The 23,239-nt window shown below is 45.5% G+C and carries 18 protein-coding genes; 7 read left to right on the top strand and 11 right to left on the bottom strand.

The features are described 5' to 3' along the window. Nucleotides 1–54: 54 nt before the first annotated feature. The 4 genes from SFV55_RS25915 to SFV55_RS25900 are packed head-to-tail and all read right to left on the bottom strand — an operon-like array spanning nucleotide 55 to nucleotide 5,553. The gene (locus tag SFV55_RS25915) at nucleotides 55–2,262 is read right to left on the bottom strand and encodes an RICIN domain-containing protein (protein WP_320032489.1); all 2,208 of its coding nucleotides are present in this window, start codon (nucleotides 2,260–2,262) and stop codon (nucleotides 55–57) included. A gap of 29 nt (nucleotides 2,263–2,291) precedes the next feature. Further along, on the bottom strand, nucleotides 2,292–3,923 hold the full coding sequence (locus tag SFV55_RS25910; protein WP_320032488.1) for a right-handed parallel beta-helix repeat-containing protein: 1,632 nt from the start codon (nucleotides 3,921–3,923) through the stop codon (nucleotides 2,292–2,294). Between the two features lie 30 nt (nucleotides 3,924–3,953). After that, nucleotides 3,954–4,493 carry a hypothetical protein gene (locus SFV55_RS25905; RefSeq protein ID WP_320032487.1) on the bottom strand — a complete coding sequence of 180 codons (540 nt, stop codon included), beginning with the start codon at nucleotides 4,491–4,493 and terminating at the stop codon, nucleotides 3,954–3,956. 31 nt (nucleotides 4,494–4,524) lie between these two features. After that, nucleotides 4,525–5,553 carry a cupin domain-containing protein gene (locus tag SFV55_RS25900; RefSeq protein ID WP_320032486.1) on the bottom strand — a complete coding sequence of 343 codons (1,029 nt, stop codon included), beginning with the start codon at nucleotides 5,551–5,553 and terminating at the stop codon, nucleotides 4,525–4,527. A 157-nt stretch (nucleotides 5,554–5,710) separates the two neighbouring features. Between SFV55_RS25900 and SFV55_RS25895 the strand changes: the two genes are divergently transcribed. The 5 genes from SFV55_RS25895 to SFV55_RS25875 all read left to right on the top strand — a co-directional run bounded on the left by SFV55_RS25895 (nucleotide 5,711) and on the right by SFV55_RS25875 (nucleotide 12,123). Next, nucleotides 5,711–6,409: a LytTR family DNA-binding domain-containing protein gene (locus SFV55_RS25895; protein WP_320032485.1), complete on the top strand. Its 699-nt coding sequence runs from the start codon at nucleotides 5,711–5,713 to the stop codon at nucleotides 6,407–6,409. Nucleotides 6,410–6,426: 17 nt separating this feature from the next. Further along, nucleotides 6,427–8,403 (top strand): tetratricopeptide repeat-containing sensor histidine kinase, encoded by a 1,977-nt coding sequence (locus SFV55_RS25890; protein ID WP_320032484.1) that lies wholly within the window; start codon nucleotides 6,427–6,429, stop codon nucleotides 8,401–8,403. Nucleotides 8,404–8,547: 144 nt separating this feature from the next. After that, entirely contained in the window at nucleotides 8,548–9,960 is a 1,413-nt protein-coding gene (locus tag SFV55_RS25885; protein WP_320032483.1) for a redoxin family protein, read from the top strand. A 104-nt stretch (nucleotides 9,961–10,064) separates the two neighbouring features. Next, nucleotides 10,065–11,510, top strand: a complete 1,446-nt coding sequence (locus SFV55_RS25880; protein WP_320032482.1) for a thioredoxin-like domain-containing protein — start codon at nucleotides 10,065–10,067, stop codon at nucleotides 11,508–11,510. 184 nt (nucleotides 11,511–11,694) lie between these two features. Then, the gene (locus SFV55_RS25875; protein WP_320032481.1) at nucleotides 11,695–12,123 is read left to right on the top strand and encodes a hypothetical protein; all 429 of its coding nucleotides are present in this window, start codon (nucleotides 11,695–11,697) and stop codon (nucleotides 12,121–12,123) included. Here the strand turns inward: SFV55_RS25875 and SFV55_RS25870 are convergent. From SFV55_RS25870 to folE, 7 genes are all read right to left on the bottom strand, one after another. Then, on the bottom strand, nucleotides 12,116–12,952 hold the full coding sequence (locus SFV55_RS25870) for a hypothetical protein (RefSeq protein WP_320032480.1): 837 nt from the start codon (nucleotides 12,950–12,952) through the stop codon (nucleotides 12,116–12,118). The two genes, SFV55_RS25875 and SFV55_RS25870, sit on opposite strands and share 8 nt — an antisense overlap. Before the next feature lie 97 nt (nucleotides 12,953–13,049). Continuing rightward, complete coding sequence (gene yajC / locus SFV55_RS25865) at nucleotides 13,050–13,394, bottom strand: preprotein translocase subunit YajC (RefSeq protein WP_320032479.1); 345 nt, start codon at nucleotides 13,392–13,394, stop codon at nucleotides 13,050–13,052. Between the two features lie 120 nt (nucleotides 13,395–13,514). Continuing rightward, the gene (yidC, locus tag SFV55_RS25860; protein WP_320032478.1) at nucleotides 13,515–15,404 is read right to left on the bottom strand and encodes a membrane protein insertase YidC; all 1,890 of its coding nucleotides are present in this window, start codon (nucleotides 15,402–15,404) and stop codon (nucleotides 13,515–13,517) included. Between the two features lie 163 nt (nucleotides 15,405–15,567). Beyond that, nucleotides 15,568–17,112, bottom strand: coding sequence for a sulfatase (locus tag SFV55_RS25855; protein ID WP_320032477.1), 1,545 nt, complete (start codon nucleotides 17,110–17,112; stop codon nucleotides 15,568–15,570). Between the two features lie 48 nt (nucleotides 17,113–17,160). Continuing rightward, complete coding sequence (locus SFV55_RS25850; protein ID WP_320032476.1) at nucleotides 17,161–17,778, bottom strand: tRNA-(ms[2]io[6]A)-hydroxylase; 618 nt, start codon at nucleotides 17,776–17,778, stop codon at nucleotides 17,161–17,163. Between the two features lie 106 nt (nucleotides 17,779–17,884). After that, nucleotides 17,885–18,538 (bottom strand): ABC transporter ATP-binding protein, encoded by a 654-nt coding sequence (locus tag SFV55_RS25845; protein WP_320032475.1) that lies wholly within the window; start codon nucleotides 18,536–18,538, stop codon nucleotides 17,885–17,887. Between the two features lie 84 nt (nucleotides 18,539–18,622). Beyond that, complete coding sequence (gene folE / locus SFV55_RS25840) at nucleotides 18,623–19,303, bottom strand: GTP cyclohydrolase I FolE (RefSeq protein ID WP_413776743.1); 681 nt, start codon at nucleotides 19,301–19,303, stop codon at nucleotides 18,623–18,625. A 428-nt stretch (nucleotides 19,304–19,731) separates the two neighbouring features. Here folE and SFV55_RS25835 point away from each other — a divergent pair, with 428 nt between their 5' ends. After that, nucleotides 19,732–21,039 (top strand): NAD(P)/FAD-dependent oxidoreductase, encoded by a 1,308-nt coding sequence (locus SFV55_RS25835; protein ID WP_320032473.1) that lies wholly within the window; start codon nucleotides 19,732–19,734, stop codon nucleotides 21,037–21,039. Nucleotides 21,040–21,249: 210 nt separating this feature from the next. Further along, nucleotides 21,250–23,151: a KUP/HAK/KT family potassium transporter gene (locus SFV55_RS25830; protein WP_320032472.1), complete on the top strand. Its 1,902-nt coding sequence runs from the start codon at nucleotides 21,250–21,252 to the stop codon at nucleotides 23,149–23,151. Nucleotides 23,152–23,239 lie beyond the last annotated feature (88 nt).

Raw genomic sequence — 23,239 nt, 5'->3', positions numbered from 1 at the left:
TGTCACCGTCAGAAATATAAACAGGAAAAACAAAATTCCAGATTTACACATGGTTTATTGCATTGCAGGGGTTTTGGAAATACTGAGTCTGGTCAACTGAATTACTTCACTGGATTCTGAAAATTCTTCGCTGTAGTCGAATTTTGGTAGCTCATTGAGGTAGAATTTCTTGGAGCAAAATCTTTTGCTCATCTTACCGGTATCAAACGATTTACTTTGATCTCGATAACGGAACACAAAGTGGTCGTCGTCGCCATCCCCATAGGCATAGTCAGGATTGGCGTCTTTTTCAAAGAGGGCGAAAAAAACTTCGATGTATGCGCCTTCAGTAGTACCCGGAGGGAAATAAAAGCGTACCCGACTACCGGGGTTGATGGTATTGGCGGGGTTGTCAAGGTCAATGCTCTGTTCACCGGGAATATCGAGCAGCATATTTTGCCCCCTTTCTGCAGGTATCGCACTGCCATCTCCTCGATGTGCCATAACCCATACTTTGCCGTACATATCCAGATCACCACCTTCTGGTCCTCCTTTGATCATCAAACCACTCAGTTCCACGTTCGCCCCAGCAGATTGAACCGCAGGAAGTGTACAAGTTTGTTTGATAAACTCGTCGGTTGCAGTATTGTAGCTCACGACCCAGTTGTCGCGAGTAGTCGCGATGACATAGCGAATGGGCTGGCAGGTGTGGTAAGTCAGGTTGCGCTCCAGGTTTTGTACCTTATTTTTCAGGTCGTTCAGGTTATAGGCAGACACGACATCGCGAGATTGGCCTCCTACTACAAACATTTTGATAGTCATTTCCTGATTCAACTCCCGGCTCAGCATATCGAGGTCTACGTTGGCACCTGCAACCAGGGCATTTACACTCAGTTTAAGTTTATTGGCAATCAATTCTGATGATTCTTTCATCTCAACACTGGCCAAAATGCGCAAACCGTAGTCTGCTTTTTTCAGGTATACCAGATTCGGATCCTGATTAAGACTTTCGTCAGTAAAAAAACCTCCTTCGGGCGCACTGGCCTCAATGGTGAACATGATTTTTGTAATGTCCAACAACAAATAGGTACTTTTTGAGCCGCGTTGAAAATTGAACAGATTGTCAATGCTGTAGGTCATGTAATGTGCACCTGCTCCAATTTGGAGTTGGAAATCAGCTTCATTGTGCACTTCTTTAATGGTTGCATTGTAGCTTAAGCTGGCTTGTTTGTTTTGTTCTGCCGAAAATTGACCATACAAATTGGCGACAGCCTGCTGCAAATTGTGTTTCAACGGGTTGTTGACCTCCTGCAATACCGAGCCACCCGCAATTACATTTTTGACTCCCGATGACAAGGTGATGGGTTTCAGGAATTGGGTCTGGCGTTTCCAGGAGCCACTCAGATAATCCAGGATATTGAATACCGAACCAGGTACAACTTCATCCAGCTGGGAGGCGATATCGGCAGTCATAAAAGAGTTATCGTCCAGGCTGATGCGAATAAGCGAAGATTCGCAATTGACCTCAGAAGAAGGCGCTGGTTTGTTGCTGATGATTTTGGCTTTGCCACTTTTAGCAGCAAGGTTTGTAGCGAGCGATGGAGCAATTTGGTAACGGGAGGTCAGGGTGACACCGTCCGAGGTCCGGCGAGTCTTTTCAAAAGTACGCGACAGTGCTGGTCCGACTTTTTCCAGTTGATCCTTGTTTACTTTTAAGCCAGATTCGGCAGGCTCCAGTGCAAAACCAGGCCCAGTCCCCCGGTATTGCACCACGGCGATGCCATTGTTGTTTTGATGGTTTCCACCGTACAGGTTCCAATATTTCTGTGACTGCTCACAACGAATTCGTGCACCTTGATCATTGGCAACAAGAGAAAAATGCAAGTTGGCCTGATTGACATAGTCCCACTGGGTTATGGGTGCATTGTCGTCCAAAGACTGTCCCGCTACATTGAGATAGCGGCCACTGTGCATGGCTTTAAGGGTAAAAACATTGTTACCAATGTTTTTGAGTTCAAATTTATGGTTGGCTGCGTTGACAAAGTCCCACTGAATCAAGGCTGCTCCATTGCGGGTATCGATGCCTGCGACTCCCAAGTATTTACCCGTGTTGAGTACTTTGAGGTAATACACCCCGTCAGCGACAGGCAAGCGTTGTAATATTTGGACACTCCCATTAGGTTTGAAGTGGCTAGGCGCCTGGACAGGCTGTGCGCTGAGGCAAAGGTTTAGACTGAGGCACAGTGGTACACTGGCCCAAAGTGCAATCATAAAATGTCTCATGGTATGAATTTTAAGGGTTTTATGGCTGTTTATGGTTTGACAAAAAGGCTACTTTTCCCCATAGCTCGCAATACGTAGATGCCGGCAGGTAAGTCAGTAAGCGACCATTGTTGAGTGGTTTCTCCCGATAAAAACTGGGTAGTTTTACTTTTCAGCACCTGCCCACCTGTAGACAGCACATGAAAAGTAGCCTGTATTTTCTGCTCGGTTTGGATACTGACCTGCAGGGTTTCATCCTGAATTGGGTTCTGTTTGATCTGCAGTTGCAACCCAGTCTCGTTTGGTTTGGATTTTATACCTGAGGCTATGGCAAACTCATCGGCCCCAATATCCGGGCTGTTGTCGCGCAAACCCCCATCCACATCGTGGGTAATCATTGGGATTGGAATGGCTTTGCCAATGCAGGGGCTTCCGGTAACCAAGTGGCCTTTCGCGTCAATCTTGGGGTCTAGCTCCAGGCTTTTTTGATCGGTCCCGTTTTGGGTTTTCCATTGTACCAGCGTGAGATCTTCCCAGGTGATGTTGTCATTGATAAAAACCAGTTTGCCTCCATTTCGAAAATAGATGTTGTTGTCGACCAAATTGGTTTTCGAGCCTGCATTATCGCGAACACGGCATATGGGCAGATTTTGGGTGGAAGTTTGGACAAAAAGGTTGTTCTGAATTTTGGCGTTGATGTTGCCTGGATGCGCCGATTTGGTATCGCTCAACCACACATCTCCGACATTAAAAAAGAGGGTGGCCATTTCATCTTGCCCGGCATTGACCACCGTATTGTGGTAAATCTGGGCATTTTTGGCCCCCCATAAGCCGATCCCGGCGTGCTTGGTGTGCATGATCAGGTTGTTGATCACTATGCCATCGAGGTTTTCAAAGTATTCGGGATTGGACTGGGTATCAAACCATTCTGCGTCGGTATAAAAGCCCAGATAAATTCCACCTTCGCCACAATTGGTGATGGTGTTACCTTCGATGCGGCAATTGCGGGCTCCACCCTTGGCGTAGACGCCAGTAGTGGCGATGTCGTGGATTTTGCAGCCTTTGACCAACATATCTGGGGCATTGACATTGTCGATGCCTTCAGCGTTGAAGTCCAATTGAGCCCCTGGACCCTTGCCACTGTTGTAAATCTCACAATTGAGGATTTTGATGCCCTTGCAAGCCGGAGTCAGTTTGATGGCATCTCGCCCGGTATCGTGGATGATGCAGTTGCGCACGGTGATGTTGCTGGTACCCCGGCGTTTGGAAAAGGGTACAGAATTGTCCCAATCCCAATTGCTTTCAAATTTGAGCCCGTAGTAGTAGCCACCTACAATTTCCAGGCGCTCTAGCGTTCCGCCATCGATTTCCGGCTCGTTGTACCAAAGGCAGGAGCTGATGTCCTCCACATTGGTTACCGCAGTGATGATGGCCCATTCGTTGGCGTAAGAGCGAATGGTCAGGTTGCTTTTGTTGATGCGGATTTCGCTGGACGTGTATTTCCCACCGCGCAGTTCGATGATGCTACCTGGCGATGCGGCAGCAATGGCTTTGCTCAAGGTTTTAAAGGGGGCAGTCAGGGTGCCTGCATTGTTGTCATTGCCTGTTGTAGCTACATAAAAAGTAGCAGCAGAAAGTGCCAAGGGCAAGGCAAAAAACAAAAAAATCAGGATACGCTTCATGTTTAGGGATTTGAGTGGTGCTTTAATTGACTATTGTTTTTCGTAGGTCGTTTCTACCCAAGCTTCTTTGTAGGGATAGGATTCGGTACGCTTCGAAATGAGATAAATGCGGTGCTTGGTGGTTCCAGCAGACTTATTAATGCTTGAAATCTGCTGCCGCATCCATCCATCCTGATCCACAAATACCTGACCGGCAACAGCTTTCATTCCCGGTGAGGTGAGCGCTAATGTTCCTTCTTCAATATCCTTGCCATCCAATTTTTTGACCTCCAATTTCCAGTTCCCTTTTTCGGATGTTGGTTTTCCGACCAATACGTGGTTAACAAAAGTGCCATCCGCAAAAAACTCGTAAGCAACTGTGCCTTCTTTCATGGTTGCGGTTTGTTTCTTTTCGCCATTTTCGTTGATGCCGAAGGAAACGCCACTTTTTAGCTTCCAATACCCGATTAAGGAGGTGAATTCTGGCTTAACCGGAGCGCTTTCATTGTCCTCTTTGCTGCACATGAAGGCAGAACTGAAGACAAAGCAACAAGCCAATACAAGCAGCAGTGCAGGAAATCGATTTTTCATTTATTTAAGGTTTAAAGTGTTAAATAATGATTCAAAACTTCAGTGGGTCACCCACAACTTTCATGTCATGCGCAGCAAAAGGGTCCGTTCCGGCGGGCAAGGGCTTATTTCCACCAATAGCCCGGAAAAAATCTTCCATTTTACCCGCTGGAGTGAAAAAGAAGAGCAATTTTCCGGCGTCTGAAACTTGGGCAAACGTATGGGGCACCGATCGGGGCAAAAAGATCATATCGCCTTTTTGCAGTTCAAATTTTTCGTCGCCACATTGAAAGAGGTACCGGCCAGCGGTCACGTAAAACACTTCATCCTGATGGGGATGAACGTGCAAAGGAGGGCCTCCTTTGGTCGCTCCATGGTATTCAAAAATGGCGAGTTCGTTGGAGGTGTCTTTGCCGGAAACCTTGATGTCGTTGGCGTTTACTCCATCGATCAGGGTGGTTTCTTTGAAGCGGCTTTTGCCAGCTCTCACCACAAAACCATTTTTAGGTTGCTCTATCAAAGTGTGCTGATCCGTGGCCACAATGGACGGTCCATGGTTTTCAATACCACAATCTTTGCCCAATTTTTCGTACTGCGATTTGGTGGCTTTGCCGTCCCATTTGGTCAATTGCAGAAAAAATTCCTCCATCTTGCCCGCAGGCTGCAAAAAGTAGAACATTTGGCCCCGGTCTGAGATCTGCACCCAGGTATGGGGTATGGTGCGGGGCAAAAAGATCAAGTCTCCGGTTTTTAATAAGGTTTTTTCACCCCCAACCTGGAACACGTACTCCCCTTCTACTACAAAAAACACCTCATCCTGAAACAAATGAGCATGGTAACTTGGGCCTACTTTTTGGATGCCTACGTAATCAAAAGTCGACAGTTTACCTTTGGTGTCTTTGGTGGACAGTTTCAAATCATTAGGGTTTACGCCTTGAAATGGTGTTGCTCGGTTAAAACGACTGGCTTGAGCTTTAATCACCAAGGCTTTTCGGGGCGAGGAGTTAAACCAGGCTTCATTGGCGGTGGAAAAAGCCGGAAAAGACAACAAACTGGTGTATACAAAAGCGCGGCGATTCATTCTAATCAATTTAAATGCGTTAACTGATGCTTCAAAAGTAGAGGGATGCTGCCCCTCTTTCAAGTTCCATTCGGTGAACTACTTTTTTTATCGGTAAACGACACCAGAAGCGAATGCAGTTGGCTACTTTTGTAATGGTGAAAAACGAAGGAGAAACATGCTCAAACACACTTGTATCATTGTAGACGACGACACTGTAGACTTACTGATGAATGTATCGATGGTGCGCAAGGTGCCGTTTTTGGAACTGCTGGACACTTTTTCTTCCAGTATTGATGCGGCTCATTTTTTGCAAAAAAACCAGGTCGAGGTGCTTTTTTTAGACATCGACATGCCCGAACAATCCGGCCTGGAGTTTTGGCAAAATCTCAACCCTAAGCCACTCTGCGTTTTTATCACCGCTCACCCTGAATATGCGCTGGACAGCTACGAAAGCTCCGCTTTTGACTTTCTGGTTAAGCCACTTAAATCGGAACGTTTTGAGCGTTGCGTTGAACGTTTGCAGGAACATTTTACGCTGAAGGAAAAATCGGGCTTGTTTGACCAGTTTATTGGCTCAGAAAGTTTTTTTATCAAAGAAGGCCACGAACAGCAGCGCATCAACTTCAAGGATGTGTTGTACCTGGAAGCACTAGGAGATTACACCAAAATAGTGACAACCCAGAAAAACCATTGTGTTTTGTCCACCCTTGGGAGTCTATTGTCGATGCCAGAATTTGGTCATTTCACCCGCATTCACCGCAGTTATGCGATTCAGAAGTTTTTTATTGAAAAAATAGGTGCTTCCGAAATCGTAGTGCGGGGCATATCGCTTCCCATTGGCAGAAAATACAAGCAAAATCTGTCCTTATTATAACCCAATTTCATATGCCCATGATGCCAAAAAAACGTCTGCTCCTGTACTTGCTTTCGCTTGGGTTCTTTCAAAGCATTCAGGCTCAGGAACTATTGGTTGTGGATTCTCTCATCCAACTTCTCCCCAAAACGACCGAAGATACGGCTCGGGCTCGTTTGTACAAAGCCATTGTGGATCAATCGGTTGAGCAACCAGACAAAGCGCTGCATTATGCCAATTTGGGCATGAAACACGTGAACAAAATGGCTTGGGCAAAAGGAATTGGTATATTCAATGGGCTGATTGGCAGAATCTATAGTGATCAGGGGGCCTATACCAAGGCAAAGCCTTACCTGATCGCAGAATTGAAAGTCCATCAAAAAAACCGGGATCTATTCAACATCGCTAGTTCTCAAATTACACTAGGCACCCTCTATTTGAGACAAGGGCAATACAGTAAAGCATTGGAAGAATATTTGGCCGCGTTAAAAACGGCCGAAAAATCAGGGCAAACAACCTTATTACCCGTAATTTACAACAATATTTCTACCCTTTATTCTGAGCAAAACCATTTTAATAAATCTCTACCATATTCCCGGAAAGCCTTGGCCCTGTATCGTGAAATTGGTGACACGCTGGGGATTGCCACCACCTATTCTGGTATTGCCAATCAATTCCAACTCAAAACAGATACCCTGCAAGCCATTCGTTACTACCAAAAAGCCCTGAAAGTTTTTCAAACCATTGATGCACCAATCAAAATAGCCGAGGTTTACCAAAACCAGGCTTTGTTGATCAAACCATTAAAACCCAGGCTTCAGCTGCAGCTCAATGCCCAGTCCATTTGGGATCAGACCTACCCAGCTTTTAAATTGTCCATTACCAATTTAGGCAATATTGGGTGGTCTTTTCTGGACAGTGCAAAACTCAGTAAAAACGGTAAAAAATTGGCATTAGAGCAGGCTACGTATTATCATCGTAGAGCAACTGATCTAGCCAATGCTGCAAAGGACGAGGGCAATCAACATTTTTTACTGAGCTTAAAAGCTGAACTAGAGGCCGCTAAAGGCAACTATGCTCCGGCTTTTCAAGCCATGTATACGTATCATGCCCAACACGATTCGATTTTTTCTCAGGAAAGCAAAAACAAACTGGCCGAAGCCGAAAGCAATTTTTTCCTGGAAAAAAAAGACGCTGAAATCGCCATCCAAAAACTCACCATTAGCAACCAACGCAAAATCCAGTGGGCTTTTGCGCTGGGGAGTCTTTTGCTGGTACTGATTGCCTTCTTGTTTTACCGTTTGAGTCTAATTCGCCGCAAATCCAATCAACAACTCCAGGCACTCAACCAATCCTTGGATCTTGCCAATCGACAAAAAGCGCAATTGTTGGCCGTATTGAGCCACGATTTGCGGCATCCGCTCAGCAATTTGATCGGCCTGCTCCACCTACAAAAAAATGCACCTGATTTGTTGACTCCGGAATTAGCCAGCCAGAATCAGGCCAGGATCACCAGCAATACCGAAATGCTCCTGGAAAACCTGGAAAACATGTTGTTGTGGAGCAAAGAACAAATGAATCGGGCCAGTGTGGAGCCACAAGAAGTAGCTGTGACTGAACTTTTTGATCGTTTAAAGCTCACGTTTTCAACTCAAGATCAAATATGGGCATTTGATTGCCCTGCCGATTTCAAGATCCATTCCGACCCCAACTACCTCTGGATTGTGCTCCAAAATCTAAGTTCCAACGCCAGCAAGGCAGTCAAGAACCAAAACGACGGCAAAATCATCTGGAAAGCCTGGAGCGAAGGTCATCAAAAATGCCTGAGCATTACCGACAATGGTCCCGGCTTTCCTGCCCACCTTCTAAGTGGTTCGGTGCTGCCGCAAAAAGAAATTCTCCTCAGTGGTTTTGGTTTACAGGTGGTGCATGATTTTGCCCAAAAATTGGGAATTGCCCTGCATTTTGAAAATGCCCCGGAAGGCGGGGCCTGTGTTGTGCTGAAAATGCAGTGATGAGTACCTATTCCACACTTAATTCTGTTAAGCGCTCGTTAATTTTGACGGCAATTGAATGCAATTGGAAAAGAGTTGCGAATTTTGCCCTTCGGATGATGTTACCAGAGATTTATAACTTCGTCCCAAAAGCAATCGATATCCATGAAAATAGCATTTACAACGCTGGTTCTTCTTTGTTTTCACACGCTGAGTATTTTCGCCAGTGCTGGTTACAACATCAAAGTAAAGATTGAAGGCTATCGGGAGCGAAAATTAACCCTGACCTACTATTTCGGGAATCAACAATACATAAAGGACACCGTGAAGATGGGCGCTGACGGGGCCTACACTTTTAGTGGCACTACGGCATTGATACCTGGTATTTATTCCTTGGTGATGATGCCGGATAACATCGGAATCGACATCGTCATCTCGGAAAAAGAGCAACAATTTAGCATCCTCACCAAAAAAGCCAGTCCTTTTGAGAGCCTGAAATTTGTTGGCTCCAAGGAGAATGAATTGTTTCAAAGTTACATCCATTACGTCAGCGAAAACAATCCCAAACTGGATACCCTCCGCGCGCAATACAAACGCAGCCCCGAAGGCCCCAAAAAAGAAAAGCTCAAGCAGGATTTACTCAAAGCGGATTCAACCGTACAAAGTTACTTACAACAGTTTTTGAGCGAAAACCGCAATACTTATACCGCCCTGGTTATCAAAGCCAGTTTGCCTATTCGTTACCCCAATTTTACGGGTACCGATCAGGAAAAAATGTACAAAACCTGGTACTATGCCCGCAAGCATTGTTTTGACAATGTACCTTTACAAGAATTTCGCCTGCTGCGTACCCCTCATTACTACCAGGCCATCACCACTTATGTCAACGAGTTGTTGTTCCAGCACCCTGATTCGCTGAAAGTGGGCATTGATTATGTTTTGAATCAATTGCGGCCCAATCCCGAAGCTTTTGAATACTATACCATTATGTTCCTGCGGCAGTATTTACAACCCAAGGTAATGGGTATGGATGCCGTGTTTGTGCATCTGGTGGAAACTTACCTGGAAACAGGCCAGGTAAAACTGACTAGCGTTGAGCAGCAGAACAAGTTGATCCAAATGGCCCACAAACAAAAACCCTTGTTGATTGGCAAGGTGGCTCCCAACCTGACCTTAAAAGATCGCCAGGGCAAGACATTTAACCTACACGAACTGGAATCGGAATATACCTTGCTGGTCATTTGGGCCTATGATTGTGGGCATTGCAAACATTCGGTGCCTTATTGGAAAAAATTCAATGAAAACTTCAAAAGCAAGGGTGTAAAATTGGTAGCGCTTTGTCACGTTACAGAAAACGAAATTCCAGCTTGTTGGAAATACGTGGATGAAAATGGTTTGGGCTCCTGGCTACACGTCTATGATCCCAAATTGGCCTACATCAAAACCTACAATGTAGAATCAACTCCACAGGTCTATTTGATGGACCGCAACAAAGTCATCATCGGCAAACAAATTGTGGATGAAAAAATGGAGGAAGTGGTCAATCAAATCATTGAACTCCGCAAAAAAAGCAAGTAACAATCGCCTCATTATAGTGGGTAAAATGTACAATTTATTTTGTGCCGCCCCATAAAACCCTTTATCTCATCACATTGTTTGAACTGCATTAATTCATAGAAAAGATGAAAAAATACTTTCTTTCACTTTTTGCCAGCCTTTTGATCACAAGTGCTTTTGCGCAGACAACGGCTAAAAACGCTTACCAAATTCGGGTAAAAATTGATGGCTTTACCGAAAAACAACTCTACCTCGGGTATTACATGGGCGACAAGCAATATGTAATGGACACCGCTTTGGTGGACGCCAAAGGAGAGTTTGTATTCAGCGGCACTGAAGCCCTCAAAGGTGGAATGTACATAATCGTTTTGCCCCCCAACAACGATTTTTTTCAAATCCTGTTGACCGATAAAGAACAGTCTTTTTTTGTACGCACCACCAAGGACAAACCTGGTGAAAACGTCAAGTTTGAGGGCAGCAAGGAAAACACCTTGTTCTACGACTATGTCAATTACCTGAATGGCAAACGCCCTGAGGCGGAAGCCTTGGGTAAAGAAATTGAAGCCGCAAAAGACAATCCAGGGGCCAAAGAAGTTGCTCAGAAAAAAATGGACAAGCTGAACCAGGACGTAGAGAAATACCAAAAAGACTACGTTGTTAAGTTCAAAGGGACCCTGGCAGCAGCAATTATCAATGCCAATATTAATGCTGAGACCCCCAAATCCTTTGACAACTTACCGGAAGAGGAAAAAAACCGCCAATTGTGGTTGTGGACCCGCAAGCACTTTTTTGACAACATCAATCTGGGTGACAATCGGATGCTACGGACTCCCTTTTTGTTCCAACGCCTGGATTATTTCGTGAATAAACTCAGTGTTCAACACCCGGATTCGATCAGTGTGGCGATTGATACCGTGCTTGAACGCCTGCGGCCTGCCGAAGAAGCATTTAAATTTTACCTGATCCACTTTTTAAACAGCTATGCCGCTTCCAAGTTTGTAGGAATGGATGCCGTATATGTACATATGGCCGAAAAATACTATGCCACCGGCCAAGCCAATTGGGCCAACCAGGATCAGGTGAAAAAAATTGTAGACAACGCTAAAAAACTCAAGCCACTATTGATTGGCAAAACAGCACCCGACATTATCCTGGAACGCAATGGTGCTCGTACCATGTTGAGCCAACTTAAGTCTGAGTATACATTGCTTTACTTCTGGCGTTACGACTGTGGCCACTGCAAGGAATCGATGCCTGCGATGAAAAAATTCTTTGAAAAATTCAAGGACAAAGGCGTCACCCTGGTGGCCATCTGTGTGAAACCCGCCCAGGATCAGCCTGAATGCCTCAAATACATTCAGGAAAATGGCCTCACCGGATGGTACAATGCCACCGATCCAACGGGGCGTTATTATGTTCAGTACAATGTAGAAACCACCCCACAGATGTACATTTTGGACAGCAAAAAGGAGATCCTTTCCAAGCAGGTTCCTGCCGATCAGCTGGAAGATGTGATGGATAAGATCATCGAAATGAACAAAAAAGAAAAAGAAAACGCCGGGAATAAATAACGCCGTGGGGGCGCCCCTTGCGGTCGCCCCCATTTCCGGCTGCAGTCCGTAATGTCAAACAAGGACGACCGCAAGGGTCGCCCGTACATCGGGTTTGTAGTTGCCGTAGTCGATTTTATTGCATTAGGAACCTTTTTACCGTAATTTTGTGTTACGCCTCCAATTTCACCAAGCTCTATTTCCTATGAGATTACGCAAAATTGCCCGTTTTCCCAAGATGATGCTCTGGGCCTTCTGGATGGAAGGTGTCGAGACCAAACAAATGGTCAAAACTTTCGTAAAACAAGGGAGGGGTAAAATCATTCGCTCCAGATCAAAAGATGGGCCTACTGCTGAAGAATTACAACAAGCGCGGGAGCAGCTCAAAGACCTCCCTAAATTCTTGCCTTTTTTCATGTGTATTGCGGTGCCAGTGCCGGGCGTTACCGAAGGATATGTTGTTTTAGCGGTTACCCTGGAATCATGGTTGGGACACAAAGTCAGTCTTTTGCCCTCACAAATCCGGGGGGTGTTTAAAAAAATGAAGGAGGAGGATTCCAGCATCGATATTGATCAGAGTGTAGAAGCGGAGTTAATTGAAGAGTTGGAAAAAAATCCGGGTCACCTCAATTGATTTCTTTTTTAATGGCGTAAAACTCCACTACTTTCGGCACAAAGCGCACATTGCTTACAATGGTTGGTTGTTTGTTCACCATAACTGGAACTGTGTTTCCAGTTTGGCTGGCAGCATTTGAGAGATCTACTTCTGCGCTAAAATCTCCTGAATTTAGGGAGTTGAAATGGCTCAAACCGACATTGCAAGTAAGTCGCACTTGACTGGGGAACAAGCGATACTCCCGATCGGCATTCTTTACCTGTATTTTGACAAACAAATTTTTTTCGGTTACCTGCTCTACAGGGACATTGACTTTAATCCGTTGAAGGTTCAGGTTTATTTCCGGAGTCGGTGTTTTTAGGGCCAGATAACCTTCGTAATCGTCCTTCAAGTCGACCAAGGTCATTTTATTGGTAGGCCACTCGTAAGTTGGGGCGATTTTTGAAACAGGACCCGATATTTTGACTGAATCAGGTTCTAATTTCAAATTGCCTGATAGATAATATCCTGATAAATAGCTCAAATCAGGAATGGGTCGAATGGGTACCCATTTCTCCATTCGGGGTTCCAGGCTGATCCGAATGTCTGTATGGGTGAGGTTGGAAAAAGTTAAATCCTCGGCATTCGAACGATTCCGGATATCATTGAGCAATCTTTTTTCATCCAAACGAATGCTGTTCCTTTGGCTAAGGTCGTAAGTGAGGTGGATTTTTGCGCCCAATAAAAAATCATACAACATGTCCCAACCCTGGCCCTTGGTTTGAATAGACATGTTGCGCGGTGGTGCCTTGTGAAAAGCCTGATCAGGTGGAAGTACAAAATGGAGCTCAATTTTTTTTGTGGTCACATAGGTTTGGGACATCCGAACACCTATCCAAAAAATGAGGGCTATTCCAATGCATTGCATCAGAATAGCCCGGTCTTCCCGTGCCCGAGGGATCAGGTTATTCTTCGGTAGTCGTAACCACCTGTGGCTTTTTGTTTGCTCCATAAACAGCGTCAGTCAATTCCTTGGAAATAGCATTGCGCAATACCCGAACATATACTTTGGTGCCTACCTCCAGGGTAATCACATCATCTTCGATTTTGCTGATGCGGCCGAGCATCCCACTGTTGGTTACTACCTCGTCGTTTTTGGCCAGGTTTTTGCCAAAGTTGGCTTGTTCACGTTGTTTTTTAGCTTGTGGACGGATCATGAACAGGTACATGATCAAAAACATGGAACCGATAAAAAGGAGGTTGATGTAACCTGCTCCCGAGGCTCCGGTTGCTGCTTGTAAAAGTAACATGTGGTGTATTTTTGTTGAAGAGTTGAGAAGTTGAGGAGTTGAGGAGTTGAGATCGCACTTCGACTTCGCTCAGTGGCCGATCTCAACTCCTCAACTTCTCAACTCCTCAACTAAAATAAATTATTTGCGCTTTCCTTGTTTGGCCTTTTCTTCGGCCAGTTTTTGCTGTTCTTTCAGCATGGTTTCCATTCGTTCACCAAAACTACTTTTTTTCTTGGGCTTTTTACGGTAAGCATCCATGGTAGCCTTGATCTTTTTCTCATCAATGAGGAAGTATTTCGTGGCCAGGGTTTGTCCAATGTTCAACAGGTTACTGAACAACATATAAGCAGACAAACCTGAGGCAGAGCTATTAAAAAAGCCCATAAACATCACTGGCATAATGTATTGCATATACAACATGGCCGGTTGAGCGGAAAAGTCCATGTTTTTGGAGTTGTACCAGGTGTATAGCAAAGTGGACAACACCCATAGCAGTGCAAATAAACTGATGTGATCGCCGAAGCCAAAAGGAATGCTGAAAGGCAATTGGAAGAACTCGTCGTAAGAGGACAAGTCACCCGCCCATAAGAAACTCGCCTGACGGAACTCGATGGACGCTGGGAAGAAGCGATACAAAGCAAACCAGATGGGCAATTGCAACAACATCGGGAAACAAGCTCCCAATGGATTCACCCCAAATTCGCGGTACATCTTCATGGTTTCCATTTGTACCTTTTGCTGATCATCTCCGTGGCGTTCTTTCAGGCGATCAATTTCAGGCTTGAGAGCCGTCATTTTGGACTGAGAGTAAATCATCCGATAAGTCAGCGGAAACAGCAGGAGTTTAACCAATAAGGTCAACATCAAGATGACAATCCCTTTGCTGCTGAACAAACCGGTCAGAAAACTAAACAATGGCCGAATCACCCAGCGGTTGATGGTTCCCATGATGTTTTGGCCAAAAGGTACGATGTCCGACATGCTGTAACCCATATCGTGCAGACGGTCAAATTCGTTGGGTCCGATGTAAAAATGCATGGCAAATTGCTCGTTGCTACCACCACCAAAAGGAATCTGAATTGTACTGCTCAATTCCTTCAGGTCCTCTGATTCTTCAGCCAGGTTTTTGCTGCTCATTTGGGCGCTTGCAAAACCTTTTTCCGACATCAGGGAACTGTTGAAAAACTGGTTGGTATTGGCAAGCCACTGGATAGGAGCTCCTTCTGCATCTTTTTCGGAGAACTGTTTGGTAGGCGAACAGCGTCCCGCACGAGCATCCACTGGTTTGAAATTCAGGGTGGAATACTGGCGCTCATACTGGGTGGATTTTTCAATTTTATCCAGATAGTTGACCCATTTCAGTTCAATGGTCTTTGCATTGGAAGCAAACACTTTGTCCATTCCTTTGAAATCCAGGGTATAGTCCAGCTTGTAGGAATTAGCCGTCAAGGTATAGGTTTGTGCAAAATACTCACCATTGCCTGCATCTGCTCTGAACGTAACCGAATTCCCGTCTTTTTCAGCAGAAAAGTACAAGTCAGCGGTATTGACCCCATTGCGTAGACCTTGCACGGGCAGAGTGTACTCAAAGCGGTTTTTGGGATCATCCAACAAGTGCAAGGGATTCTTTCGGTCTTTACGATCCTTACCATGCACCATCTTGAAGTGTTTTTTCAACAAAACATCCTTGATGTATCCACCTTTATTGCTGAAGGTAACCTTGATGAGTTCGTTTTCCAACACAGTTGTTTCTTCCTTGCCAACTGCAGCTGCTGCAAAAGTACCGAATTGGCCGCCCAAGATTTTGACGCGCTGAGTATCAGGCACTTCAGCGGCGGCTTCCAATTTCTTTTTTGCTTCCTGCTTCTTTACGATGGTCAAACTGTCGCGGAGTCGTTCTACTCTGGCGATGGAATCCTGGGTGCGCTTCTGTGCTGCAATTTGCGCTTTTGAAGGTGTCAGAAAATATTGCCATGCCAAAAAAAGAATGAAAATCAGGACTATCCCGATGATGTTATTTCTATCCATGTTTCAAACGTACAGATTACAAAATCCTTAGAGACACAGTTTGCCTCCATGAAAAAATTAGCTTCTAAAAAATCGCAGCAAAGGTAATTACTTTGTACCTGTAATTGCACAAATGATAGATAATTCTTCGATTCCCTTCGATGAGCGGCTACATAATTAAATTTTACTCCAGCATTTTTATAATTTCCAACGCTTCTGTATCCCGATACCCTGCCGCCAGGTCCTTCAACTGGCGCTTTAAGTCTAAAATGAGGGCCTGGTTTGCAGGGTCTGGGTACACATTTTGCATTTCCTGGGGGTCTTTTTGTAAATCGTACAACTCCCAAAAGTCCCCTTCTCCATAAAAACGAATCAGTTTATACCGTTTGGTTCGGATCCCAAAATGTTTCATCACATTGTGTTCTCCTTTTTCATAGTAGTGGTAATATACCTGTTGCCGCCAGTCTTTGCTGCTTTTTTTGCGGAGTAAGGGCAAGATGGATTTGCCCTGGATGTCGCTGGGAATTGCGGCACCAGCCAAATCTAAAAAGGTAGGCGCAAAATCAATGCCCATCAACAACTCGTTCACCTTGGTGCCCGGTTTGATCAATTTAGGGTAACGCATCAAAAAAGGCATGTGCTCAGATTCTTCGTACATGAACCGTTTGTCGAACCAACCATGTTCTCCTAGGTAAAAACCCTGATCAGAAGCATAGATCACCACGGTATTTTCACTCAGTTTTTGTTCATCCAGGTAATTGAGCAGCCGCCCAATGTTGCGATCCAAGGAAAGAACACAACCCAAATAATCATTCATGTAGCGCTGAAACTTCCATTCATCCAGGGCCTTACCGCTGAGTTTCTGCCGTTTAAAATCCTCGGACATAGGTTGGTAATAGGCTTGCCAGGCGCGGCGTTGGGATTCGGTCATTCGTTTGAGGTCGTAATCCACTTTGAGGTCTTCCAGGATGCGCAGGTCGCGGTAAACGTTCATTTCCTGCTTTCCGGCAGCAACCCGTCCGGCATAATCGTCATAAAAAGTAGGCGGCATTTTGAACTTCACCCCATCAAAAGCGTGGAAATCCATGGTGTCGGGCAACCAATTCCGGTGCGGTGCTTTTTGCCCCACGACCATACAAAAAGGTTTGTTTTTATCGCGGTCTTTGTCCAACCATTGGATGGCTTTATCGGTGGTAATGGTGGTTGCGTAGCCCTCGTAGCGGCGGGTTTGGCCATCCATTTCGATAAAATCCGGGTTGTAATATTGGCCTTGACCCGGCAGAACAGTCCAATAATCGAAATATTGCGGGGTCGCTTCCAAGTGCCATTTCCCAATCCAGCTGGTTTGGTAGCCAATAGCCTGAAGTCGTTTGGGAAACATGTCTTGCCCGGCATTGAACACAGAGAGGTTGTCGCGATGGCCGTTTAGGTGACTCAATTTACCCGTGAGCAAAGCTGCCCGACTGGGTGCGCACAAAGAGTTTGTGCAAAACATGTGCTGGAAAATGGCACCTTCCCTGCCAATTCGGTCAATGTTGGGCGTTTTGATGTACGGGCTGCCGTAGGCACTGATGGCGTTGAGGGCGTGATCGTCGGAAAAGATGATCAGGATGTTAGGTTGGGTCGCAGTTTTTTCTTCCTGCTTTGGCTGCCCCCAGGGAGTATTTCCCAAAAAGAACAGCAATGAAAACCAGGCGAAATAGGAGGTGAAGGTGTTTTTCTTGAACATGATATAGTGTTTAAGGGGCGATAAAAAAACGCTCATTTTGCCCCACTACTAATGCATCCGATCTCCCCTTAGCTCCAGGCCATCCATAATCTCAGCCTCTTTGTGCAGGTATTCCTGCCAACGCGCCTTTACCACTTCTTCATCGTTGTACAATTTGGCCAAATCGATGAACAGGCGATAATGCCCAGCTTCCGACACCATAAACTTATAATAAAAATCGCGCAGTTTTTCATCGCCAATGTGCAGGGACAAGAGCCGGAACCGTTCACAACTCCGTGCTTCGATCAGGGCACAGATCAAGAGTTTCTCCAACAAACGTTCTTCCCGAGAGCCGCTTTTTTTCTGAAAGGCCAATAACTCATTGACGTATTCGTCTTTGCGTTGGCGGCCCAGTTTGAGGCCACGTTTGTCCAGTTCATTCAGCACCATGCGAAAATGCCCCCATTCTTCGGTCACAATGGGAGCTACCTCCCGTACCAGTTCCTCCTTGTCCGGATAAGCCTGAATCAGGGAAATGCAGGAAGTCGCCGCCTTTTGTTCACAATAGGCGTGGTCGGTCAAAATTTCTGCCAGGTCCATTTCCGCCAGATTGACCCAACGTGGGTCCGTAGGCAATTTGAGGCCGAGCATCCTTACGGTGTAGAGTTCTCTTGTTTCTTGATCCATGAATTTAAGGTTGAGGAGTTGAGAAGTTGAGGAGTTGAGGCTACCGCGAGAGACTTAGACAAGGTCGCGCACAAGTCGCTTGCGGTATCCTCAACTTCTCAACTCCTCAACTCAATAACAGTCCATCCTTCATCTCCAAACGCCGATCGCTCATCTTCGCCAGCTCTTCGTTGTGGGTAACGATGATGAAAGTTTGTTGAAAATCTTTGCGTAAGTTAAAAATCAGCTGGTGCAGCTCCTGGGAAGAGGCTGAGTCAAGATTACCCGTAGGTTCGTCCGCAAAAATAACGGCGGGCTGATTCATCAATGCCCGAGCTACAGCCACCCTTTGTTGTTCACCACCCGAAAGTTGCGCGGGTTTATGGGTAGTCCGGGCAGATAAGCCCAAATAATCCAGCAATTCTAAAGCTCGTTTTTTGGCCACTGCATCAGGCGTACGGTTGATGTAGGCTGGAATGCAGACGTTTTCCAAGGCCGTAAATTCGGGCAACAAATGGTGGAATTGAAAAATAAAGCCCAGATTTTTGCTGCGGAAATCAGCCAGTTTTTTAGCATCCAACTTTGAGACCTCCTCATCAGCAATCAGGATTTGGCCAGCGTCGGCGTTGTCCAGGGTACCTAGAATGTGCAACAAGGTGCTTTTCCCGGCGCCTGATTTCCCCACGATGCTCACCACTTCTCCACGTTGTACACTCAAGTCAACGCCTTTGAGCACCTGTAATTTGCCGTATGATTTTTTAATTTGCTTTGCAGTAATCATGCGGGCAAAAATAAACAAAAAGCAATAGCTGTGGGGGGATAAAAAAATAAGTGCTTATTATTTATCCCCCAATAGGCAGAAAATTTATTTCAGACAGTCGAGAAATTCCCGGCGGGTTTCCGGATTTTCGAAGCAGCCGCTGTATTCCAGGGTAAGGGTTGTGCTTTCGTCATGTTGAATCCCGCGGTGGCTGACACACATGTGTTTAGCATCTACCACGATGATTACGTCCTGGGTATCCAAGGCTTCTTGCAATGCCAGCAAAATTTGTTTGGTCATCCGTTCTTGTACCTGAGGGCGACGGGCAAAATAATCGACAATCCGGTTCAACTTGGACAAACCAATCACTTTGCCGTTGGAAACGTAGCCGATGTGGGCCTTTCCTACAATTGGCAGAAAATGGTGCTCACAGAATGTTTTTACGGTGATGTTTTTTTCCACCAACATCCGGCTGTAGTCATAGCTGTTGTCGAAGGCAGAAATTTCGGGTTTGTTGTCCGGATTAAGGCCCTGAAAAATTTCCTGAACAAACATTTTGGCCACCCGCCTGGGGGTGTCTTGCAAGCTGTCGTCATTCAAATCCAGGCCTAGAGTATCCATAATTGCCGCGAAATGGTGAGCAATGATCTCCATCTTTTCCTTATCATTCAACTCAAAGGCATCTGGGCGCAAAGGGGTTTCTATTCCGGTGCTGATGTGATTATCGCCCATGGATTGAGCCCTGTTGCTCAAAATAAGGTCGATAGCGTTGTCGGTAGTCACCATATTGGCGTGTGATTTTTTTTCGTGCATTTTGACGTTCTTGTCAATCGAAGTAACAAAACCCCAAACTGGGGTATTGGTTCAATTGAAGTTCGAGAGATTCAATTTACGTCAATTTGGATGAGAAAATCAATTATCAGGTACCTAACAAAATTACAATCAAATTGGTTTGTAAAATCTTCGAATAAAACAATAATAAGAAAAATTTTCTGCTTGGTACAATCTGTTATATCTATTTCAGCATCAATTGACCAATATAAGTTGGTTGCTTTGGGCTAAAAAGCAACAGAATTATACAGTTTTGGTAAAAATCCATTGATTTCACTTATTTTCAATTAAAATTGAAAATATTGAAAATATTGGTTGACTTGTAAATGCATTTGATCTACCTTTGGGTTAGTTTTAAATCCAAACAAAGAAACACCATAAATATGGACGCTAATCTTCCCATCATACCTGATCACCCCAGAGTAGTCATCGTTGGCGGTGGTTTTGCTGGTTTGGCGCTGGCCAAAAAGTTACGCAAGCAACAATTCCAGGTTGTCATGTTGGACCGCAACAACTACCATACTTTCCAACCTTTGTTGTACCAGGTGGCTACGGGTGGCCTCGAACCCGACAGCATTGCTTACCCCATCCGCAAAATATTCCAGGGCAACCCCAAACTTTCCTTCCGCATGGCTGAAGTAGAGCGGATTGACCCCGAGCAGAAAAAAGTAGAGACAAATATCGGTGACATCAGCTACGATCATTTGGTAGTAGCTACGGGCAGCCAAACGAATTTCTTTGGCTTTGCCCAACAGGAAGAACACATGATGGGCCTGAAATCGGTCCCGGAAGCCCTGAATTTGCGGAGTTTTATCCTGCAAAATTTTGAAAAAGCCAGTGTTATACCCGATGGCTTAGCTCAGGATTCCTTGATCAACATCGCCATTGTTGGTGGTGGCCCTACCGGGGTGGAATTGGCGGGTGCACTGGGCGAAATGAAAAAATTCGTCTTCCCCAAAGATTACCCCGATTTGGATATGGCCCGCATGCGGATTGTATTGCTCGAAGCAGGGCCTAAACTCCTCGGTGGCATGAGCGAAAGTGCCAGTGCCCGAGCCTTAAAGGACTTGCAAGCAATGGATGTAGAGGTCAATTTGAATGCTAAAGTGTCCTTCTACGATGGGGCTGTGCTGATTACCGAAGATGGTTTCAAATTGCCTACTGAAACCTTGATTTGGGCAGCTGGCGTGAAAGGTCAATTCCCGGAAGGCATTTCCAGTGATAAAATTGTGGGCGGCAACCGGGTACAAGTGGATGCTTTCAACCGGGTTTTGGGCTACGATGGCCTGTACGTACTCGGCGATGCAGCGGCCATGATTACTCCCGAAACACCCCGTGGGTACCCGATGATGGCTCCGGTAGCCATCCAACAAGGAGAACAACTGGGAGCCAACTTGATTCGGCTCAAAAAAGCCCAGGCCTGGAAACCCTTTAAATATTTTGACAAAGGCACTATGGCCACCATTGGCCGCAATAAAGCCGTAGTCAACTTTTTGGGCCAAACTTTTCACGGCATCGTCGCCTGGTTGATGTGGATGTTTGTACACATCATGTACCTGGTGGGCTTCCGCAACAAAATCACTACACTCTGGGGTTGGGTGTACAACTATGTAACCTATGACCGGGCGCTCCGGCTGATTATTCGGCCTTTTGCGAAGAGCAATCGCCCTAAGGTTTATGGGGAAGTTTAGGGAAATGGTTGAGAAGGTTGAGGAAAGTTGAGAAGGTTTAGGCTACCGCAGCGACTCAGACGCGTCCTTGTCAAAGTCGCTGCGGTAGCCAAAACCTTCTCAACCTTCCTCAACCTATATTTTATTTTCCCCAATTTTTTAGGTGAATATCTCATTTGGTTTACCTTTGCCTCACTCACAAAGTATTTCGTAAACCAAGTAGAAAAACCCGTGAAAGACCAACAACAACACAAAGTAACTTTTGCCAGTCTTATCGTAACATTAGGCATTGTTTATGGCGATATCGGAACCTCTCCCCTCTATGTTTTTACCGCCATTGCAGGTCACGACGTTTTGACCCAAGAGCTTATATACGGGGGGATTTCGCTGATCTTTTGGACCCTCACTTTACAAGCCACCTTTAAGTACATCTTCATCACCCTGAATGCGGACAACAACGGGGAAGGGGGGATTTTTGCTTTATACTCTCTGGTCAGGCGGCGTGCGCCCAAGTGGACGATTTATGTGGCCATGATTGGTTGCGCGGCCCTGATTGCTGACGGCATGATTACGCCGGCCATTTCTTTAACTTCATCATTAGAGGTAGCACAAAAGGCCTTGCCTTCGCTACCAATTGTCCCTGGAGTTATTGCCATTTTAATCGCCATTTTTATGTTTCAGCAGTTTGGGACAGATACCATAGGCAAGTTTTTTGGGCCTTTGATGTTGATCTGGTTTACCATGCTGATTGTGCTTGGGGTGGGAGCAATTATGGGCCATCCTGAAATATTTTTTGCCTTAAATCCATATTACGCGGTCAAATTGTTCCAGCACCACCACAACGCCTGGTGGGTAGTGGGGGCAGTTTTTCTTTGCGTTACTGGTGCAGAAGCATTGTATTCAGATTTGGGCCACGTTGGCAAACGCAACATTCAGATTTCCTGGATTTTTGTAAAAATAGCTTTGATGCTGAACTACCTGGGCCAGGGGGCCTGGATGATGGAGCATGTGGGCCAAAAGCTGTATGCCAACCCCTTTGCCGGGATCATGCCCCACTGGTTTGTACCATTTGGATCGGCCATTTCTACGATAGCAGCCATCATTGCGAGTCAGGCCTTGATTACGGGCTCTTTCTCCTTGATTCATGAAGCATTGCGCATCAAAACCTGGTTTCGCATTGTGGTGTATCACCCCTCCAAACACCGTTCGCAGATGTACATTCCTTTTGTGAACTGGTTGTTGTTTGCTGGCTGTGTCTTTGTGGTGCTCTTCTTTAAAAAATCGGCAGCAATGGAAGCGGCTTATGGCATCGCAATCACCATTGCCATGTTGTCAACCACCTTGCTGTTGTATTTTTACCTGACTAGTCGCAAGGCCATGCCACAATGGGCGATTTATCTGTTGATCGCTTTGTTTTTGGCCATTGAAGGGGTTTTCTTCAGTGCTAATATTCAAAAAATTGGTCACGGTGCCGAATTCGCACTGATTCTGGGCGGCGTATTTTTCCTGGTGATGTTCACGGTCTACAACGCCAAACTCATCACCAAACAAAAGCGAAACGTGATCATGCTTTCTAAGGTATTGCCTACCATTCGAGCAGTAAGCCAAGATGAAGGGATTCCTTTATTCTCTTCTCACCTAGTATTTTTGACTTCAACCCGCAAAAAGGACCTGATCGAAGAAGCCATCCCGCAATCCATTTATCAGGGCCAGCCCAAACGTGCGGATGTGTATTGGCTCCTACACTTTTCAGAAGAGGATGAGCCTTATACCAATTATTACAAGTTCACCGAGTTGGAAGCGGGTTTGATTTATCGACTCGATTTTCACCTAGGCTATAAAATCCACCCGGATGTTAGTGAGTTTTTCCCACGGGCAGTGAATGAATTGGCGGCTCAGGGTAAAATTCAATTGAAGAACCACTACCCTGCTTTGCAAGAGCACAACGTGGGGCCCGATTTCCGTTTTGTGCTGCTGGATACCGCTTTCCTCATTTCGCCAGTAATGCCTATCCGCGAACAGCTTTTGCTCAAGGGGTATTTGTTGCTGAAAAAAATTGGGGTTTCGGCAGAGTCTCACTTTGTCCTGGAGCCGGGGACCTGGGTGAAGGAACAGGTGATTGTGAATGATTAACTTATCAATAGACTTGAGGCGATTTGATTATCAGGAAATTGATAATTTTTTGAGTTGAGAGTTACGAATACATGACTTACGAGTTTTG

The organism is Haliscomenobacter sp. (genome assembly GCF_033763495.1).
Lineage (GTDB): Bacteria > Bacteroidota > Bacteroidia > Chitinophagales > Saprospiraceae > Haliscomenobacter.
This window is presented reverse-complemented; position numbering and strand designations above follow the sequence as displayed.

Bases quoted from the DNA above. Each gene is read 5' to 3' on its own strand.
- SFV55_RS25915 (WP_320032489.1), bottom strand. From the start codon at position 2,262: ATGAGACATTTTATGATTGCACTTTGGGCCAGTGTACCACTGTGCCTC.
- SFV55_RS25910 (WP_320032488.1), bottom strand. From the start codon at position 3,923: ATGAAGCGTATCCTGATTTTTTTGTTTTTTGCCTTGCCCTTGGCACTT.
- SFV55_RS25905 (WP_320032487.1), bottom strand. From the start codon at position 4,493: ATGAAAAATCGATTTCCTGCACTGCTGCTTGTATTGGCTTGTTGCTTT.
- SFV55_RS25900 (WP_320032486.1), bottom strand. From the start codon at position 5,553: ATGAATCGCCGCGCTTTTGTATACACCAGTTTGTTGTCTTTTCCGGCT.
- SFV55_RS25895 (WP_320032485.1), top strand. From the start codon at position 5,711: ATGCTCAAACACACTTGTATCATTGTAGACGACGACACTGTAGACTTA.
- SFV55_RS25890 (WP_320032484.1), top strand. From the start codon at position 6,427: ATGATGCCAAAAAAACGTCTGCTCCTGTACTTGCTTTCGCTTGGGTTC.
- SFV55_RS25885 (WP_320032483.1), top strand. From the start codon at position 8,548: ATGAAAATAGCATTTACAACGCTGGTTCTTCTTTGTTTTCACACGCTG.
- SFV55_RS25880 (WP_320032482.1), top strand. From the start codon at position 10,065: ATGAAAAAATACTTTCTTTCACTTTTTGCCAGCCTTTTGATCACAAGT.
- SFV55_RS25875 (WP_320032481.1), top strand. From the start codon at position 11,695: ATGAGATTACGCAAAATTGCCCGTTTTCCCAAGATGATGCTCTGGGCC.
- yajC (WP_320032479.1), bottom strand. From the start codon at position 13,394: ATGTTACTTTTACAAGCAGCAACCGGAGCCTCGGGAGCAGGTTACATC.
- yidC (WP_320032478.1), bottom strand. From the start codon at position 15,404: ATGGATAGAAATAACATCATCGGGATAGTCCTGATTTTCATTCTTTTT.
- SFV55_RS25855 (WP_320032477.1), bottom strand. From the start codon at position 17,112: ATGTTCAAGAAAAACACCTTCACCTCCTATTTCGCCTGGTTTTCATTG.
- SFV55_RS25850 (WP_320032476.1), bottom strand. From the start codon at position 17,778: ATGGATCAAGAAACAAGAGAACTCTACACCGTAAGGATGCTCGGCCTC.
- SFV55_RS25845 (WP_320032475.1), bottom strand. From the start codon at position 18,538: ATGATTACTGCAAAGCAAATTAAAAAATCATACGGCAAATTACAGGTG.
- folE (WP_413776743.1), bottom strand. From the start codon at position 19,303: ATGGTGACTACCGACAACGCTATCGACCTTATTTTGAGCAACAGGGCT.
- SFV55_RS25835 (WP_320032473.1), top strand. From the start codon at position 19,732: ATGGACGCTAATCTTCCCATCATACCTGATCACCCCAGAGTAGTCATC.